General features: G+C 66.1%; 12 protein-coding genes and 1 pseudogene. 1 reads left to right on the top strand and 12 read right to left on the bottom strand.

Annotation, left to right across the window (positions count from 1 at the left end):
• Positions 1–14 precede the first annotated feature (14 nt).
• The 11 genes and pseudogenes from AC0L2F_RS14365 to sdhC all read right to left on the bottom strand — a co-directional run bounded on the left by AC0L2F_RS14365 (position 15) and on the right by sdhC (position 12,452).
• Positions 15–2,192, bottom strand: a complete 2,178-nt coding sequence (locus tag AC0L2F_RS14365; protein ID WP_083843117.1) for an OmpA family protein — start codon at positions 2,190–2,192, stop codon at positions 15–17.
• 186 nt (positions 2,193–2,378) lie between these two features.
• Positions 2,379–2,621 (bottom strand): hypothetical protein, encoded by a 243-nt coding sequence (locus AC0L2F_RS14360; protein WP_007604217.1) that lies wholly within the window; start codon positions 2,619–2,621, stop codon positions 2,379–2,381.
• Entirely contained in the window at positions 2,621–3,118 is a 498-nt protein-coding gene (locus tag AC0L2F_RS14355; RefSeq protein ID WP_063992323.1) for a pyridoxamine 5'-phosphate oxidase family protein, read from the bottom strand. The genes AC0L2F_RS14360 and AC0L2F_RS14355 overlap by 1 nt, the downstream gene beginning before the upstream one ends.
• A gap of 72 nt (positions 3,119–3,190) precedes the next feature.
• Entirely contained in the window at positions 3,191–3,577 is a 387-nt protein-coding gene (locus AC0L2F_RS14350; RefSeq protein WP_007604221.1) for a VOC family protein, read from the bottom strand.
• Positions 3,578–3,598: 21 nt separating this feature from the next.
• The gene (locus AC0L2F_RS14345; protein WP_473248801.1) at positions 3,599–4,423 is read right to left on the bottom strand and encodes an FkbM family methyltransferase; all 825 of its coding nucleotides are present in this window, start codon (positions 4,421–4,423) and stop codon (positions 3,599–3,601) included.
• Positions 4,424–4,585: 162 nt separating this feature from the next.
• Complete coding sequence (locus AC0L2F_RS14340; protein WP_473248800.1) at positions 4,586–6,544, bottom strand: ABC transporter ATP-binding protein/permease; 1,959 nt, start codon at positions 6,542–6,544, stop codon at positions 4,586–4,588.
• Positions 6,545–6,597: 53 nt separating this feature from the next.
• Positions 6,598–8,772: pseudogene (locus AC0L2F_RS14335) on the bottom strand (hybrid sensor histidine kinase/response regulator).
• A 189-nt stretch (positions 8,773–8,961) separates the two neighbouring features.
• A complete protein-coding gene (locus tag AC0L2F_RS14330) occupies positions 8,962–9,744 on the bottom strand; it encodes a succinate dehydrogenase iron-sulfur subunit (protein ID WP_007604225.1) in 783 nt (260 codons plus the stop codon).
• A gap of 42 nt (positions 9,745–9,786) precedes the next feature.
• The gene (gene sdhA / locus AC0L2F_RS14325; protein ID WP_007604226.1) at positions 9,787–11,637 is read right to left on the bottom strand and encodes a succinate dehydrogenase flavoprotein subunit; all 1,851 of its coding nucleotides are present in this window, start codon (positions 11,635–11,637) and stop codon (positions 9,787–9,789) included.
• A gap of 3 nt (positions 11,638–11,640) precedes the next feature.
• On the bottom strand, positions 11,641–12,057 hold the full coding sequence (gene sdhD / locus AC0L2F_RS14320) for a succinate dehydrogenase, hydrophobic membrane anchor protein (RefSeq protein ID WP_007604227.1): 417 nt from the start codon (positions 12,055–12,057) through the stop codon (positions 11,641–11,643).
• Complete coding sequence (gene sdhC, locus AC0L2F_RS14315) at positions 12,054–12,452, bottom strand: succinate dehydrogenase, cytochrome b556 subunit (protein WP_007604228.1); 399 nt, start codon at positions 12,450–12,452, stop codon at positions 12,054–12,056. Before sdhC ends, sdhD begins: the two co-directional genes overlap by 4 nt.
• A gap of 519 nt (positions 12,453–12,971) precedes the next feature.
• Here sdhC and AC0L2F_RS14310 point away from each other — a divergent pair.
• The gene (locus AC0L2F_RS14310) at positions 12,972–13,832 is read left to right on the top strand and encodes a sulfite exporter TauE/SafE family protein (protein WP_473248799.1); all 861 of its coding nucleotides are present in this window, start codon (positions 12,972–12,974) and stop codon (positions 13,830–13,832) included.
• A gap of 206 nt (positions 13,833–14,038) precedes the next feature.
• On the opposite strand, the gene AC0L2F_RS14305 is transcribed toward AC0L2F_RS14310, so the two are convergent.
• Positions 14,039–15,568 carry a malonate--CoA ligase gene (locus AC0L2F_RS14305; RefSeq protein WP_473248798.1) on the bottom strand — a complete coding sequence of 510 codons (1,530 nt, stop codon included), beginning with the start codon at positions 15,566–15,568 and terminating at the stop codon, positions 14,039–14,041.
• Positions 15,569–15,579: the final 11 nt, after the last annotated feature.

Here is a 15,579-nt window from a genome sequence, read left to right as displayed (position 1 = left end):
TTTGTGCTTCGCCTTTAGCGCGGCGGCGCGGTGCCGGGCGGGGGCGGCGGCAGCGAGGCCTGGCCGCCGTTGAGCAGAGGCGTGATGTTGCGGACGGTGACGCGTCGGTTGATCGCGCTCGGTCCTTGCGTCTGCTCCTTCAGGTACTGCTCGCCGTAGCCCTGCGACGTCAGGTTCTCAGACGGCACACCGAATTGCTGGGTCAGCAATTCGGCCGCGGACTGCGCGCGACGATCCGACAATGACAGATTGTCGACGTCGTTGCCGACCGCGTCAGTGTGTCCCTCGATCAGGAACACCGCGCGCGGGTTGGCCTGGATCGCCTGATTGAGACCGTCGGCGATCACTTGCAGTTTGGACGCCTGATCCGGTGGGATCGTCCACGAACCCGTCTCGAACGTAATCGAGTTGACGTCGATGCTCGGCATCTGCATGCGAACGTTGGGGCTGTAGCGGATTTCGTCGAGCGTATAACGCCGATCGATCCGCTGCACCGGCGGTGCCCGCATGGTCTGGTAGATCACGTCCGGCGACGCCTCCTGGGCATCGACGATATAGCGGTCGTAAGGAATGTTCACGACCGGCGGCGGTGCGTCGACATAGAAGCCGCCGACCGACTGCGGATCGCGGTAGCTGTTGTCGATGATGATGAGCTCGCGGCCGCGAGGATCCCTGCGAATTCGCCGCAGCAGCCGACCGTCCGGACCGACAACAGTGATGATTTCACTGCCGTCGGGACGGATCACCACGGTGCGGGTATCGGCGCCGACAGTCTCGGTGCGGATGTCGCGGGCGCCGTAGCGGAAGCGATAGAGATCGTTGCCGCGCACGTATGTCTGCCCACCGGGATCGCGGATGATGATGCGGTCCGGCTCGGTGTAGACGGTACGACCGCCTTCAACGGATTCGCGCCGCTGATTGTGGAGGTCGGCGATGGTGGCTCCGATCACGGCGCCGGCCACCACGCCAGCACCGATCGCGAGCGGCGTGAGGTCACGCTGCGGCGGACGCGGTGCTGGCGGCAGCGGTGCTGCGACCCTGGGCGCGGTTCGGAAGGCCGGCGCAACCGTCGGCGGCGCGTATTGCGCCCTGTTGGGCGGAGGCGTTGCAGCCGCGGAGCCCGGGACGGTGCTCGGCGCCGCAGCGCCGGCGGGAGGAGCCGGCGGCCGGGGCGGCGCGCCTGCCTGCGGCTGGGTCGGCGGAGCCGCTGGCGCGCCAGCAGGAGGCGTTCCTCCCTGCTGACCGGGGGTTGGCGTCGCGGCTGGAGCCGGGGTCGCCCCAGGAGCAGGCGTGGGTCCCGCACCGGGACGTCCGGGCGGGGGCGTCGGAGCGCCACCGGGGGTCGGCGTGGCCGTCGGCGCGGGTGTGGCGCCTGGAGTCGGTGTCGCTGATCCTGCCGGGGGCGCGCCAGGACGTCCGCCGGGGGGCGGTGCACCGGGGCGGCCAGTCGGCGGCGTGCTGCCCGGAGCCGGCGTTGCGGTCGGTGCAGGTGTTGCTGTCGGAGCAGGCGTGGCGGTCGGGCCAGCAGGCGTTGCCGGGCGCGCTGCGGGAGCAGCAGGTGCCGGGGGCGTTGCTGTCGGCGCAGGCGCAGGCCGTCCCGAAGGTCCGGCCGCAGGCGGCGGCGGAGGTGTCGGTGCGTGCTGCTGCGGAGCGGCGGTGGGCGGTGTGGGAGTCGGACGGGCCGCGGGCGGCGTCGCAGGCGGAGGCGTGGGTGCGTGCTGCTGCGGAGCCGCGGCGGGCGGCGGCGCCGGGGGCGTGGGAGCCGGGCGTGCCGCGGGCGGTGCAGGAGGCGGCGCATGCTGTTGCGGAGCCGCAGCCGGGGGCGGCGAAGGCGGCTTAGGGGCGGCAGGCGGTGGTGGGGGCGGCGGCGGTGCCGGACGGGCTGCCGGTGGCGGCGGAGGCGGGGGCGGCGCTGCTGGGCGCGGCGGTGCGGCAGCCGGAGGAGGCGGCGCGGGCGGATGGGGCGGTGCAGCTGCGGGCGGCGGTGCGGCCGGGCGCGCGGGCGCCGCAGGCGGCGCGGCCGCTGGCGGTCCCTTCGGCGCCTGCTTCGGTTTTCCGTCAGGGCCGGTCTCTTGTGGCTGCGCCTGCGCGACGACGAGCGGCTGCGCGCCTTGCGCATGCGATGCGGAGCTTGCGAACTGCATCGCGGTCAGAGCCGTGGTGGCAAGCAGCACGAAACGAAGATTAGTCATGATGGTGAACTTCCCCGGAAGGTTCTTTGACGAAGTGCTGGGATGAACAGCTACGCGTTAGGCCGGATTGTGGCGGACGAAGCGGACGCGGCCCGATTTATTTCTGCACGCAAATCACCTCACTATGGTGACGTTCATTGCGCATTCAGACGCAGGTTGCAATTGGCTCGGATGTGATGCGTCGCCTCATGCGCGATCCCGCGGCGGACTTGCGTCCGTCGCGGGATTCGGCGTGAGCGGCCCGTTCGGCCCGCGCGATGGAATCTCTTCAGGCATGCGGCCCGGCAATTCGTCGGGCGGTGCTGGCGAGCCGGGCTCGCGCACCGGCGGCGCGATTTCAGGCTGCGGATTACCCGGCGGAATCCCCGGCGGCGGCTCGGTCGGCGTGCCCGGTGTCGACGGCGGAATCTCGGGCGGCTCGATCGGCATTACATCTGGACCTTGCGGTTGTCGCCGAGATCGGGCCGCGTGTTCGTCACTGCCGCGGCCGCCATCTTCACATAGGAGATCACGGTGCCCGGCGAGTCCCAGAACTCGGCATCGTCAGGCGTGACCTTGAGCACGCGGATGTTGGGGTCCTCCGCAGAATCCCACCACGCCTTGGCCGGCGTCGAGAACAGCTCCTTGATCTTCGCGCGGTCGTTGGAGACCGTTGCGGTGCCCGTCAGCGACACGTATTTCTGGCTGCCCGCATCCGCGAACGACAGGTTGATCGACGGATTGCGCGCGATCTCCTCGTCCTTGTGACGCCGCGCGTCGGTGAGGAAATATATCGTGTCCGCGTCGCGATCGAGATAGGCGCTCATCGGCCGCGCGCGGAGCTTGTCGCCATCGCGCGTCACCAGCATCGCGAATCCGATCGTCTTCATCAGATCCCATACGCGGTCCAAATCGCGATCGACGTCGCGGGCATTGTCGTTGGCCATGTCGTGCTCCTTCTTGCAAGGGACGACAACGGCGCGCGCGGAACGAGGTTCCGGCCGGAAGATGGAACTTATCTATTCCGGCGCGTGGCAAACCGCCTCGATGTTGTGGCCGTCAGGATCGAGCACGAAGGCGCCGTAATAGGTCGGATGATAATGGGCACGGATGCCGGGCGGCCCGTTGTCGCGCCCGCCCGCCGCAATCGCCGCCTTGTAGAACGCGTCCACCGTGGCGCGGTCTTTCGCCAGGATCGCGACATGCACCGGCTTGTTCAGCGCGCCCTCGCCGCCGATCCAGAAATCCGGCTTGCCGTCGGCGCCGAAGCCGGCGGCCGGATCGTGTCCGGTCTGCTCCTGCGTGACCTCCATGATCAGGCCGTAGCCGAGCGGCGCCAATGCCTTGGCGTAGAACGCCTTGGCGCGCTCATAGTCGGAGACCGGGAAGCCCATATGGTCGATCATCGCAACCTCCGTCGTTCGTCGTCAGCGCGACAGGAACGTATTGCTCCGCGTCTTGCGCGCAACCACAAAGCCGCGCGCGACCATGTCGGCGATGCAATCTTCCCGCCATTCCTTCTGTGACAAATGCTCGATCACCACCGCGCGCGGCCATAGCGATTGCGGCGCGTCGCGGAAGAAGCCGATCAGCACGCGATCCTCGAAGCCCTCGACGTCGATCTTCAACGCGTCCACCTTCGTCACGCCGGCTTCCTCGAGAATGCGCGTCAACCGCAGCGAGGGAACCTTGATCGCCTCCGCGCTGGCCGTGCCGGTGACGACGTGCGTGGCACCGAGATTGCTGCCGCCGCTCTCGATCATCAGCTCGCCGTCGCTGTCGCCGGCGGCCGCCTGCAACAGGCGCACCTGCGTCGCTTTCGACGCGGCCTGGTTGAATGAGAGCCGCCCAAAGGTCATCGGATGCGGCTCGATCGCGATCACTTTCCCTGATGGCCCGACCTGTCGCGCCATCACCAGTGCGAAGGTGCCGACATTGGCGCCGACGTCGACGAACACGCCGCCCTCCGGAGTGTGCCGGCGCAGGAAGTCGAGCTCGTCGAGATTGTAGTCCGGATTGAACAGCGCGCCGCGCTCGGTCGCGCTGCCCTGGTGATAGAAGCGAAACGATGCACCCTGGTATTGCACGTCGATCGGGCCGCCGCGCAGCAGGTTCACCAGCCGCGACATCCAGGGCCGGAACGCGCCGCGCTTCAGCCTCGATTGTGTCGCGAGGCGAATGATCGCGGCCTGCGCCGCGTTCGGCGCAAACGCGCCGAACGGCGCGGACGAAGGGGCATTGTCGGTCGCCAAGTCAAAGTCCTCATTGCAAGCGGCGCATGCATAGCCGGTTTTGCCGGGGACTCCAACGTTGTGGGGGAAGAATGTAGCCCGGATGGAGCGCAGCGCAATCCGGGGGTCTTGCCGCGCGGACAGACTTTCCCGGATTGCGCTGCGCTCCATCCGGGCTACAGGTCAAGCCGCCTTCTTCGGTGGCGCCTTGCGCTGGCGCAGGAAGCGGCCGAGCAGCTTGCGCTTGCCCTTGCGCGGGATCAGGTCGATGTCGCTGACGAGCTTGGCGCCGCCCTTGCGGCGCTCCAGCACGATCTTGCGGCTGTGGAAGGCTTCCAGCTCGACACGATGCGCGACGCTGACGATGGTGGCCTTCGGCAGCTCGTCGGTGACCATCTTCATCATCTTGTCCTGGCTCTTCTCGTCGAGCGCCGAGGTCGCCTCGTCGAGCACCACGATATCAGGGTTGTGCAGCAACAGCCGCGCGAAAGCGAGGCGCTGCTTCTCGCCGCCGGACAGCGTCTGGTCCCACGGTGCTTCTTCCTCGATCTTCTCCTTGAGATGGTCGAGGCCGACCTTGTGCAGGGCCTCGCCGATCTCCTCGACGGTCCAGTCGTCTTCCGCGCCGGGATAGGCGACGGCGCGACGCAAGGAGCCGGATGGCACGTAGGGCCGCTGCGGCAGCATGAACAGTCGCCGGTCGGGATGGAAATTGACGCTGCCGCCACCCCATGGCCAGAGCCCGGCGATGGCGCGCACCAGCGTGCTCTTGCCGGTGCCGGATTCGCCGGCCACCAGCAGCCGCTCGCCACGCTCGATCACCACCTCGGTCTCGCCGACCACGGCGGTGCCGTCATCGAGCGTGACGGAGAGATCTTTCAGCTCCAGCATGGCGTCGTTGCTGGTCTCGCCGCGCTTGATGCGGCCGAAGCCGTCGCCCTGCTCGGCGCGCTCGAGGCCGTCGAGCGACATCATCAGCGAGGCGATGCGGCGAGCGCAGGCATTCCAGTCGGCGAGCCGCGGATAATTGTCGACCAGCCAGCCGAACGCGCTCTGCACGATGGTGAAGGCGGAAGCCGCCTGCATCACCTGCCCCAACGTCATGCTGCCGTCGAGGAATTTTGGCGCGCAGAGCAGCAGCGGCACGACCGGCGCAACGAGGCTCGATCCCTGCGACACCAGCGTGGTGCGCATGTGCTGACCCGCGAGCCGCGCCCATTGCCGCAGCACGTTGGTGAAGTTGCGGTCGATGCCGTCGCGCTCTTCCGCCTCGCCGCCGAGCAGCGCGATGCTCTCGCCGTTCTCGCGCACGCGCGTCAGCGTGTAGCGGAAATCGGCTTCGGCCTGGTTCTTGTCCTCGGAGACCTGCACGAATTGGCGGCCGATCACCAGGATCGAGCCCGATGCGATTCCCGCATAAAGCATCGCGGCGATCACCAGGAAGCCGGGAATGGTCACCGACGATCCCGCAAGCGTGACGGTGAGCGCGCCGCCGATGGTCCAGAGCACGACGATGAAGGTCACGGCCGACAGCAGCGCGGACGTCACGCCGGCGAGGAAATCCACCGGCGAATCGGTCGCGACGCGCAGATCCTCCGCGATCCGGTATTCCGGATTCTTATGGTCGCCGCTGACGAGGTTGAGCTGGTAATAGCGGCCGTTGCCGAGCCAGCGCGTCAGCACGCTTGCCGTCAGCCAGGCGCGCCAGCGCCGCTGGATGCCCATGCGCGCGAACACTTGCGCCACGCCGAGCACGATGCTGCCGATCGCGAGCGGGAGGAACACCGCGGTGAGATGGAAGACGGTGGACGCCTCGCGCTTCTCGATCGCGTCGAAGATCGCGCGATTCCAGACATTGATGCCGTATTGGAAACCGACGGTGAGGACGATCAGCACGCCGAGGCCGATGGAGTAGAGCCACGCCAGCCGGTCGCCGTTGCGGCCCCAGAAGCCGCGCGCGCTGATCCAGAAGCGGGTGAGGAGATAGTCCTTGCGGGCCTGCTCGGCCTCTTCGGGCGATAGCTCCGGGTCGGGTTCGACCAGCTCGGGCGGCGGCGGAGCCACTTCCTCGCCGGTCTCGCCGACGATTTCGACAATGGGCGGCTTCTTGCCCGATTCGCGCTTTCTGGCCGGCTTTTGCATGGCCGGATAACGCAAGCTAAATCAAAAGGTTCCCGCAGGTTCCCAGTGTCGACTCACTCAGCGGCCCCGTCGCGGACCCGGCGGAGCCGTGCGACCCGGTGCAGCACACGCGACAACTGATCGATCGCGTAGGGCTTCTGCACGAGCTCGACATCGATGTTGCCGTCCTGGGACAGCGCCTCGCTGTAGCCGGTGGTCAGCACGACCGGCACGCCGATGCCGCGGTCGCGGACCGCCTGCGCGAGATCGAGCCCGGTCATGCCGGGCATCACGATGTCCGAGAAGACGACATCGAAGCGATCGGAATCCATAATCAGCTCGGCGAGTGCATCGGTTGCATTGTCGATCAGCGTGATGCTGTAGCCGAGCTCGGTGAGGCCGTCGGCCGCGAAATTGGCGAGCTCGATATTGTCCTCGACCAGCAGCACCGACATGCCGCTGCCGGCCACGGCCGGCGCGGTGTTCGGTGCCTGCCGCTGCGGCAACAAATGCGGCGCCACGCGCGGCAGATAGAGCGCGAAGGTGCTGCCGCAGCCCACCTCGCTGGTGACTGTCACTTCGCCGCCGGACTACCGGGCGAAGCCGAACACCTGCGACAGGCCGAGACCGGTGCCGTGGCCGACCTGCTTGGTGGTGAAGAACGGCTCGAAGATGCGCTCCAGCCGCGCAGCCGGAATGCCGATGCCGGTGTCGCTGACGGCAATGCCGACGAAGCCATGTTTGCCGGAAAGGTCGTGGTTGCCAGGAAGGTCAGCGTTGCCCGAGACGGGAGCCCGTGTGTCCGCAATGGTCGCCGCGGCCTCGACCTTGAAGACGATCCTGCCCTTGCCGTGCATGGCATCGCGCGCATTCGTCGCCATGTTGATCAGCGCCGTCTCGAACTGGCTCGCATCGGCATCGACGAGGCAGGGCTCGGTCGGCAGCCGCATCGCGATTTCGATCGCGGGCCCGAGCAGCGTCGCGAGCATGTCCTGCAGCGACCGCAGCCGCGCGCCGACATCGAACACTTCCGGCTTCAAGGTCTGGCGCCGTGCGAAGGCGAGCAGCTGCGAGGTCAGCTTGGCCGCGCGCCCGACCGCGTCCGCGATGGCGGTGATGTAGCGCTGCCGCCGCTCCTCGCTCAGTTGCGGCCGGTTCAGCAGGTCGACGGAAGCGCGAATCACGGTCAGGAGGTTGTTGAAGTCGTGCGCGACGCCGCCGGTGAGCTGCCCGAGTGCCTCCAGGCGCTGGCTGTGCTTGAGCGCCTCCTCGGCTTCGCGCCGCGCTGCGGCCTCGGCCTGGAGATGCTGGGTGCGCCGGAACGCGAACGCCAGCAGCAGAAACAGCAGCGCGGTGGCGGGAATGCCGAACACCAGATGCTGGCCCATGGTGGCGAACCAGCGCTTGCGGATCGCCGAGGTCTCCAGCCCCGCGCTGACATAGATCGGGTATTCGGCGATGCGTCGGTAGCCGATGCGCCGCTCGACCTCGTCCGACGGCCAGACGATGGTGATGAGGCCATGCTCGGGGTGAGCTGCGATGCTCCGGCCGACCGGCCCGTTAGGATCGAGCCTGACGTCGCGGTCCAGCCGCGGAAGATGCGCCAGCACCACGCCGTCCGTGCGCCCCATCGCGAGGAAGCTGCCGGGATCGGAGCCGATCCTGGCGTAAAAGCTCTCGAAATATTCCGGCAGGACAGAGGCCTGGATCACGCCGATGAAGCTGCCGTCGTCGGAGCCGCGGCGGCGGCTGACTCCGAAGAAGCGCGCGCCCTGATAGGGCTGGCGCGGCGTCAGGGGAACGCCGATGTAGCTGCCGATGCTCTGGTCGACATGGGCGGCAAAGTAATCACGGTCCGCAAAGCTCTGCGCCGGCGGCGGCGAGGCCAGGCTGTTGACCAGCGACTTTCCGTCCGCATCGAAGATCCAGGCTGATTTCAGCTGCGGCAGCGAATCGGTCAGCTGCTTCAGGCGGCGGTGCAGGGCCGGTTCGCGCGCGCGGATGATGTCGTCGGGCATGCCGCGCACCACCTCGTTGATCTCGGCGAGGCTCCGGTCGATGGTCTCGAACACCTTGAGCGCGTGCTCGTGCGCGACATCGAGGGTGCGCTCGATCTCGCGGTCTGCGATGGCTTTTGTCGAGGTGTAGGAGATCGAGACGGCGATCGCGAACAGTGCAATCGGCAGCGCCAGGGACGCGGCCATCATCCACTGCAGCAATCTCAGCGAATTGCGTTGTGCGCCCTGCACGGTCGCTCCGGTCCCACACCGGAGAGCTTACTTGAATTTCGCGCCGGGAAGGAAGCGGCTTGTAGCGGGAACCAGAGGTTGCAATCCCCCGGCTCGCCCGTGCAGGGGCGGAGGCAAAATCTACTCGAACACCTGCCCGCCGTAGAATGCCCCGGCCGTTCCGGCCGGGGATCGCAGCATGAATGACGCCTAGATCTGGCGCTCGACCATCTTGAGCTTGAGCTCCGCGATGGCCTCCGCCGGGTTGAGGCCCTTCGGGCAGGCCTTGGCGCAGTTCATGATGGTGTGGCAGCGATAGAGGCGGAACGGGTCCTCGAGATTGTCGAGCCGCTCGCCGGTCGCTTCATCCCGCGAATCCGACACCCAGCGGTTGGCCTGGAGCAGCGCGGCGGGACCGAGATAGCGCTCGCTGTTCCACCAATAGCTCGGGCACGAGGTCGAGCAGCAGGCGCAGAGGATGCACTCGTAGAGGCCGTCGAGCTTCTCGCGGTCTTCGTGGCTCTGCTTCCATTCCTTCTGCGGCGTCGGCGACGTCGTCTTCAGCCACGGCTCGACCGAAGCGTACTGTGCGTAGAAATTGGTGAGGTCGGGGATGAGGTCCTTCACGACAGGCTGGTGCGGCAGCGGATTGATCTTCACCGCGCCGTCCTTCACGTCGTGCATCGACCGGGTGCAGGCCAGCGTGTTCTGGCCGTCGATGTTCATCGCACAGGAGCCGCAGACGCCTTCGCGGCAGGAGCGGCGGAAGGTCAGCGACGGGTCGATGTTGTTCTTGATCCAGATCAGGCCGTCCAGCACCATCGGCCCGCAATCCTGGGTGTCGACGTAATAGGTGTCGACGCTCGGATTCTTGCCGTCGTCCGGATTCCAGCGGTAGACGCGGAATTCGCGAGTTTCAGTCGCGCCCGCGGGCTTCGGCCAGGTCTTGCCGCCGGTGATCTTTGAGTTCTTCGGAAGTGCGAATTCAACCATTTCGATAAAGCTTTCGCTGTTCGCTCAGTACACGCGCGCCGTTTAGTAAACGCGAGCTTTCGGCGGGATGTACTGCACGTCGTTGGTCATGGTGTAGTCGTGAACCGGGCGGTACTCGATCTTGACCTTGCCGGAATCTTCCAGCCAGGCCAGCGTGTGCTTCATCCAGTTCTTGTCGTCGCGCTCGGAGAAGTCCTCGCGGGCATGCGCGCCGCGGCTCTCGGTGCGGTTGGCGGCCGAGTTCATCGTCACCACCGCCTGCGCGATCAGATTGTCGAATTCGAGCGTCTCGATCAGGTCGGAATTCCACACCAGCGAGCGGTCGGACACGGCGATGTCGGTGATGCCGCTATGGACCTTCTCGATCAGGTTCTGGCCTTCGCTCAGGATGTCGCCGGTGCGGAACACCGCGCAATTGTTCTGCATCACGTGCTGCATGCCTTCGCGCAGCTTCGCGGTCGGCGTGCCGCCGGAGGCGTAGCGGTAATGGTCGAGCCGGCCGAGCGCCAGGTCGGACGAGTTCGCCGGCAATTCCGGCTGGCTGGCGTTCGGCGTGAGCTTCTCGGCGAGGCGCAGCGCCGCGGCGCGGCCGAACACGACGAGGTCGATCAGCGAGTTGGAGCCGAGACGGTTGGCGCCGTGCACTGACACACAGGCGGCCTCGCCGATCGCCATCAGGCCGGGGATGATGGCGTTGTCGTCGCCGTCCTTCTTGGTCAGGACTTCGCCGTGATAATTCGTCGGGATGCCGCCCATGTTGTAGTGCACGGTCGGCACGATCGGGATCGGCTCGCGCGTCACGTCGACATTGGCGAAGATCTTTGCGGATTCCGAGATGCCCGGCAGGCGCTCGGCCAGCACCGCGGGATCGAGATGGTCGAGATGAAGGAAGATGTGGTCCTTCTTCTTGCCGACGCCGCGCCCCTCCCGGATCTCGATGGTCATCGCGCGCGAGACGACGTCACGCGACGCCAGATCCTTGGCGGAGGGCGCATAACGCTCCATGAAGCGCTCGCCCTCGGAGTTGACGAGATAGCCGCCTTCGCCGCGCGCGCCTTCGGTGACGAGACAGCCCGAACCGTAGATGCCGGTCGGGTGGAACTGCACGAACTCCATGTCCTGCATCGGCAGGCCGGCGCGCAGCACCATGCCGCCGCCATCGCCGGTGCAGGTGTGCGCCGAGGTGCAGGACGCGTAGGCGCGGCCATAGCCGCCGGTCGCCAGAATCACGGACTGGGCGCGGAAGCGGTGCAGCGTGCCGTCGTCGAGCTTGAGCGCGATGACGCCGCGGCAGGTGCCCTGGTCGTCCATGATCAGGTCGATGGCAAAGAACTCGATGAAGAACTCGGCCGCGTGGCGCAGCGACTGGCCGTACATCGTGTGCAGCATGGCGTGGCCGGTGCGGTCGGCGGCAGCGCAGGTGCGCTGCGCCTGGCCCTTGCCGTAGTCCAGCGTCATGCCGCCGAACGGGCGCTGGTAGATCTTGCCGTCTTCGGTGCGCGAGAACGGCACGCCCCAATGCTCGAGCTCGTAGACCGCCTCGGGCGCGTTGCGCACCATGTATTCGATCGCGTCCTGGTCGCCCAGCCAGTCCGACCCCTTCACGGTGTCGTACATGTGCCAGCGCCAGTCGTCCTTGTGCATATTGCCGAGGGACGCCGAGATGCCGCCCTGCGCCGCGACCGTGTGCGAGCGGGTCGGAAACACCTTGGTGATGCAGGCGGTGCGGAGGCCGGCTTCGCTGCAGCCGACCACGGCGCGCAAGCCCGCGCCGCCAGCGCCGACCACGACGACATCATAGGTGTGGTCTTCGATCGGGTAGGCCTTGCCGTTGGTTGCGGGAGCGCCGTTGGCCTTGCCATTGGTATCTGTGGCCGATGTTCCGGTTGGCATGGCTTAGACTCCGGAGGAAAGTTTCAGGATCGCGTAGGTCGAGGCGAGCGCCACGGCGAACGAGAAGAAGTTGTTGAGCATGATCGAGATGAGCTTCAGCTTCTCGTTATGGATGTAGTCCTCGATCACGACCTGCATGCCGATCTTCATGTGCCAGGCGCTGGCGAAGATGAAGAGCAGCAGGATCACCGCGACCGGCAGCGAGCCCAGGATCTGCGCGGCACCGGCCTGGTTGCGGCCGAGCAGCATCATCACGATCACGATCACGGGGATCATCAGCAGCGTCATGGCGACGCCGGTGATGCGCTGGCGCCAGAAATCGGAGGTGCCCGAATGCGCCGCGCCGAGATTGCGCACGCGGCCGAGCGGGGTGCGCATGGAGGAGCCCTTCGGAGCGCCGTGGGATTCGTCGAAACTCATCGTCCGCCTCCGATCGCGTAGGCGATGATCCAGACCAGGACCGTGAGCACGACGCCACCGATCAACGCGCCCCAGGTCAACGCTTCGCGCTCATTGGCCTTGAAGCCGTAGCCGAGGTCCCAGACGAAATGCCGGATGCCGCTGAGCATGTGGTGCATCAGCGCCCAGGTGAAGCCGAACACGATCAGCCGGCCGATGATGCTGCCGGTGAAGGCCTGAACGTGGCTGTAGGCGGCGGGGCCCGAGGCCGCCGCAATCAGCCACCAGGCCAGCAGCAGCGTTCCGGCGTAGAGGGCAATTCCGGTGGCGCGATGGACGATGGAAAGGGCCATCGTCAGCGTCCAGCGGTAGGTCTGTATGTGCGGTGAAAGCGGTCGTTCGATCCGTGCGGTCATGGGCTTCAATTGCTTTATTGCGGCCCAGCATGGGGCGCGCGGGGATCGCGAAAGGTCGGCTCTATTTACGGAGTCGATTTCACCTGCGCAATCACCAAATCGCCATAAATCGAACTTGGGTTCAGCTCTAGGCCCTTGATGTAACAAGGCCAATCGGCTGCTTGGTATACCAGGGCCATGGCGCACCGACTAAAGACAGAACATAAATTCATCCCTTGTCGGAGAGCTGCGGCGCATTGAAATTACTATTGGAACGGCTCTAAGCCGCTACGGGCCGGCCAGGGTTCGAACCAGTCGGTTCATGACGTCCGAGCCGGCAGGGACGGTCGGCGAGCAACCCCTAATTTCCGCCGAGCGCGCCGATTTTTCGCGAGACGGGCGGATATGCGCACCCCGCATCCCACCCCAGACCGGCGATGCGGCGGTCGACCCGCCAAATCAGATCGCTTAGAGCATTGCGGGTAGCTGTCCGAGCGATGCATCGGAGAAGTTGCGAGCCATCGCCGGGGCGGGTCAGGGGTGATTGCAGGACTTGATATCAAGGAGATTGCCGAGCTCGCGCTGCTGCTGATCGCAACGGGCGCGCTCTCCGGATTCTTGGCCGGCGTGTTCGGCATCGGCGGCGGCGCGATTCTGGTGCCGGTATTCTACGAGTGCTTCCGCATCGCGGGTGTGCCGCTGGAGGTGCGGATGCCGCTCTGCATCGGTACCTCCCTTGCTGTCATTATTCCGACCTCGATCCGTTCGTTCCAGGCGCACTACAGGCGCGGCGCCGTCGATCTTGCGATCCTTCGGGTCTGGTGGCTGCCGATCCTGATCGGCGTCGTCGCCGGCAGCGTGGTCGCGCGCTACGCACCGGAGCGGCTGTTCAAGATCGTGTTCGTCGCCGTTGCCTGGTCGGCCGCGGTACGGCTGATCTTCGCGCGCGCGAGCTGGAAGCTCGGCGATGATTTGCCGAAGGGGCCGCTGATGCGAGTCTACGGCTTCTGCGTCGGCATTTTATCGACCTTGATGGGCATCGGCGGCGGACTGTTTTCGAATCTGCTGATGACCTTCTACGGCCGCCCAATCCATCAGGCGGTCGCGACCTCGTCGGCCCTCGCGGTGCTGATCTCGATCCCCGGTGCGCTCGGCTACATCTATGCCGGCTGGCCTGCGGCCGCGCACTATCCCGGCGTTGCAGCCCTGCAAGTCCCGTTCGCGCTCGGCTACGTCTCGCTGATCGGCGCGGTCCTGGTGATGCCAATGAGCCTTGTGACGGCGCCGCTTGGCGTCAGAGCCGCGCATGCGATGTCGAAGCGGAGGCTGGAAGTCGCGTTCGGGTGCTATCTGTTTATTGTCGGCAGCCGGTTTGTGCTGAGTTTGCTGGGCGGGCTCTGACGGAGCTTATCGCGCACTGTCTCTTCATCGTCGTCCTGGACAAGCTCGCGGAGCGAGCGCCGATCCAGGACCCATTGCCCCAGCCAGAAGTGTGACTCGAGACTGACAACCACTAGTCTTCGCCAAACCACCCCTCGGGGTAAGGGGTCCTGGCTTTCGCCAGGACGACAGCGAAATTGGCGCTGTCATACTGTTACAGCACGCCCCTATTTCTTCGCGTAAAGATCCTTGTACGTATCGCGCAGCACGTTCTTCTGCACCTTGCCCATGGTGTTGCGCGGCAGCTCGTCGACGACGAACACCCGCTTGGGCATCTTGAACTTTGCCAAGCGCCCGTCGAGTGCCTTCAACACCGCGGCCTCGGTCACATCGGCGCCCTTGTTGCAGACCAGCACCGCCGTAACGCCCTCGCCGAAATCGGCGTGGGGCACGCCGATCACGGCGGATTCGATCACGCCTGGCATGGCGTCGATCTCGCTCTCGATTTCTTTTGGGTAGACGTTGAAGCCGCCGGATATGACGAGATCCTTGCCGCGGCCGAGAATGTGGACGTAACCCTTGGCGTCGATCTTGCCGAGGTCGCCGGTGATAAAGAAACCGTCGTCGCGGAATTCCGCCTTCGTCTTCTCCGGCATGCGCCAATAGCCCTTGAACACGTTCGGGCCCTTGACCTCGATCATGCCGATCTCGTCGCGCGGCAGCTCCTTGCCGGTCTCGGGATCGGTGACGCGAACGGAGACGCCAGGGAGCGGAAAGCCGACTGCGCCGGGCACGCGCTCCCCGTCATAGGGATTCGAGGTGTTCATGTTGGTCTCGGTCATGCCGTAGCGCTCGAGCACCGCATGCCCCGTGCGGGCCGACCATTCGCGATGGGTTTCGGCCAGCAGCGGCGCGGAGCCCGAGATGAACAGCCGCATGTGTCGTGTGGTTTCGCGCGACAGCGCGGCGTTCTGGAGCAGGCGGGTATAGAACGTCGGCACGCCCATCAGCACCGTGGCGCGCGCCATCAGCTTGATGATTAGATCCGGGTCGAGCTTCGGCAGGAAGATCATCGACGCCCGCGCGAACAGCGTCACGTTGGTCGCCACGAACAGGCCGTGGGTGTGGTAGATCGGCAGCGCGTGGATCAGCACGTCCTTGTCGGTGAAGCGCCAGAAGCCGACCAGCGAGAGCGAGTTCGACGCCAGATTGTCGTGGGTCAGCATCGCGCCCTTGGAGCGGCCGGTGGTGCCGGAGGTGTAGAGGATCGCGGCGAGATCGTCGTTTGCGCGCGACACCGTGGTGAATTCGCTGCTCGCCTTGTCGGCGGCGTCCGTCAGCGAGCCCTTGCCGTCAGGCCCGAGTGTCTCGATTTTCGCCTTCACCTTGGCCGCGATGGGACCGACGCCCTGCGCCTTGGAGGGATCGCAGACCACCAGCGAGGGCTCGGCATCGCCGATGAAATAGTCGAGCTCGTTCAGCGTATAGGCGGTGTTGAGCGGCAGGTAGACCGCGCCGGCCCGCACCGTGGCCAAATAAAGCACGATGTTGGCCACGGATTTCTCGACCTGAACCGCAACGCGGTCGCCGGGCTTCACGCCGCGCGCGACCAGCACATTGGCCATCTGTCCGGCCCGGGCGATCAAATCGCCATAGCTGATGCGGGCCCCGTCATGCGTCTCGATCGCGAGGCGCATCGGATCGTCGAGGCCGTCGAACAGGCGGGAAAACAGATTGGCGTTGGCAGCTTGGTTCATGCAAGATTTCC

The sequence above is a fragment of the Bradyrhizobium sp. Ken64 genome (assembly GCF_055807555.1).
The sequence above is the reverse complement of the archived record's forward strand: the minus strand, read 5'-3'. Positions and strand labels throughout refer to the sequence as shown.

Coding starts and splice junctions, on each gene's coding strand:
- AC0L2F_RS14365 (WP_083843117.1), bottom strand. CDS start 2,192: ATGACTAATCTTCGTTTCGTGCTGCTTGCCACCACGGCTCTGACCGCG.
- sdhA (WP_007604226.1), bottom strand. CDS start 11,637: ATGCCAACCGGAACATCGGCCACAGATACCAATGGCAAGGCCAACGGC.
- AC0L2F_RS14360 (WP_007604217.1), bottom strand. CDS start 2,621: ATGCCGATCGAGCCGCCCGAGATTCCGCCGTCGACACCGGGCACGCCG.
- sdhC (WP_007604228.1), bottom strand. CDS start 12,452: ATGACCGCACGGATCGAACGACCGCTTTCACCGCACATACAGACCTAC.
- AC0L2F_RS14330 (WP_007604225.1), bottom strand. CDS start 9,744: ATGGTTGAATTCGCACTTCCGAAGAACTCAAAGATCACCGGCGGCAAG.
- AC0L2F_RS14350 (WP_007604221.1), bottom strand. CDS start 3,577: ATGATCGACCATATGGGCTTCCCGGTCTCCGACTATGAGCGCGCCAAG.
- AC0L2F_RS14355 (WP_063992323.1), bottom strand. CDS start 3,118: ATGGCCAACGACAATGCCCGCGACGTCGATCGCGATTTGGACCGCGTA.
- AC0L2F_RS14340 (WP_473248800.1), bottom strand. CDS start 6,544: ATGCAAAAGCCGGCCAGAAAGCGCGAATCGGGCAAGAAGCCGCCCATT.
- sdhD (WP_007604227.1), bottom strand. CDS start 12,057: ATGAGTTTCGACGAATCCCACGGCGCTCCGAAGGGCTCCTCCATGCGC.
- AC0L2F_RS14305 (WP_473248798.1), bottom strand. CDS start 15,568: ATGAACCAAGCTGCCAACGCCAATCTGTTTTCCCGCCTGTTCGACGGC.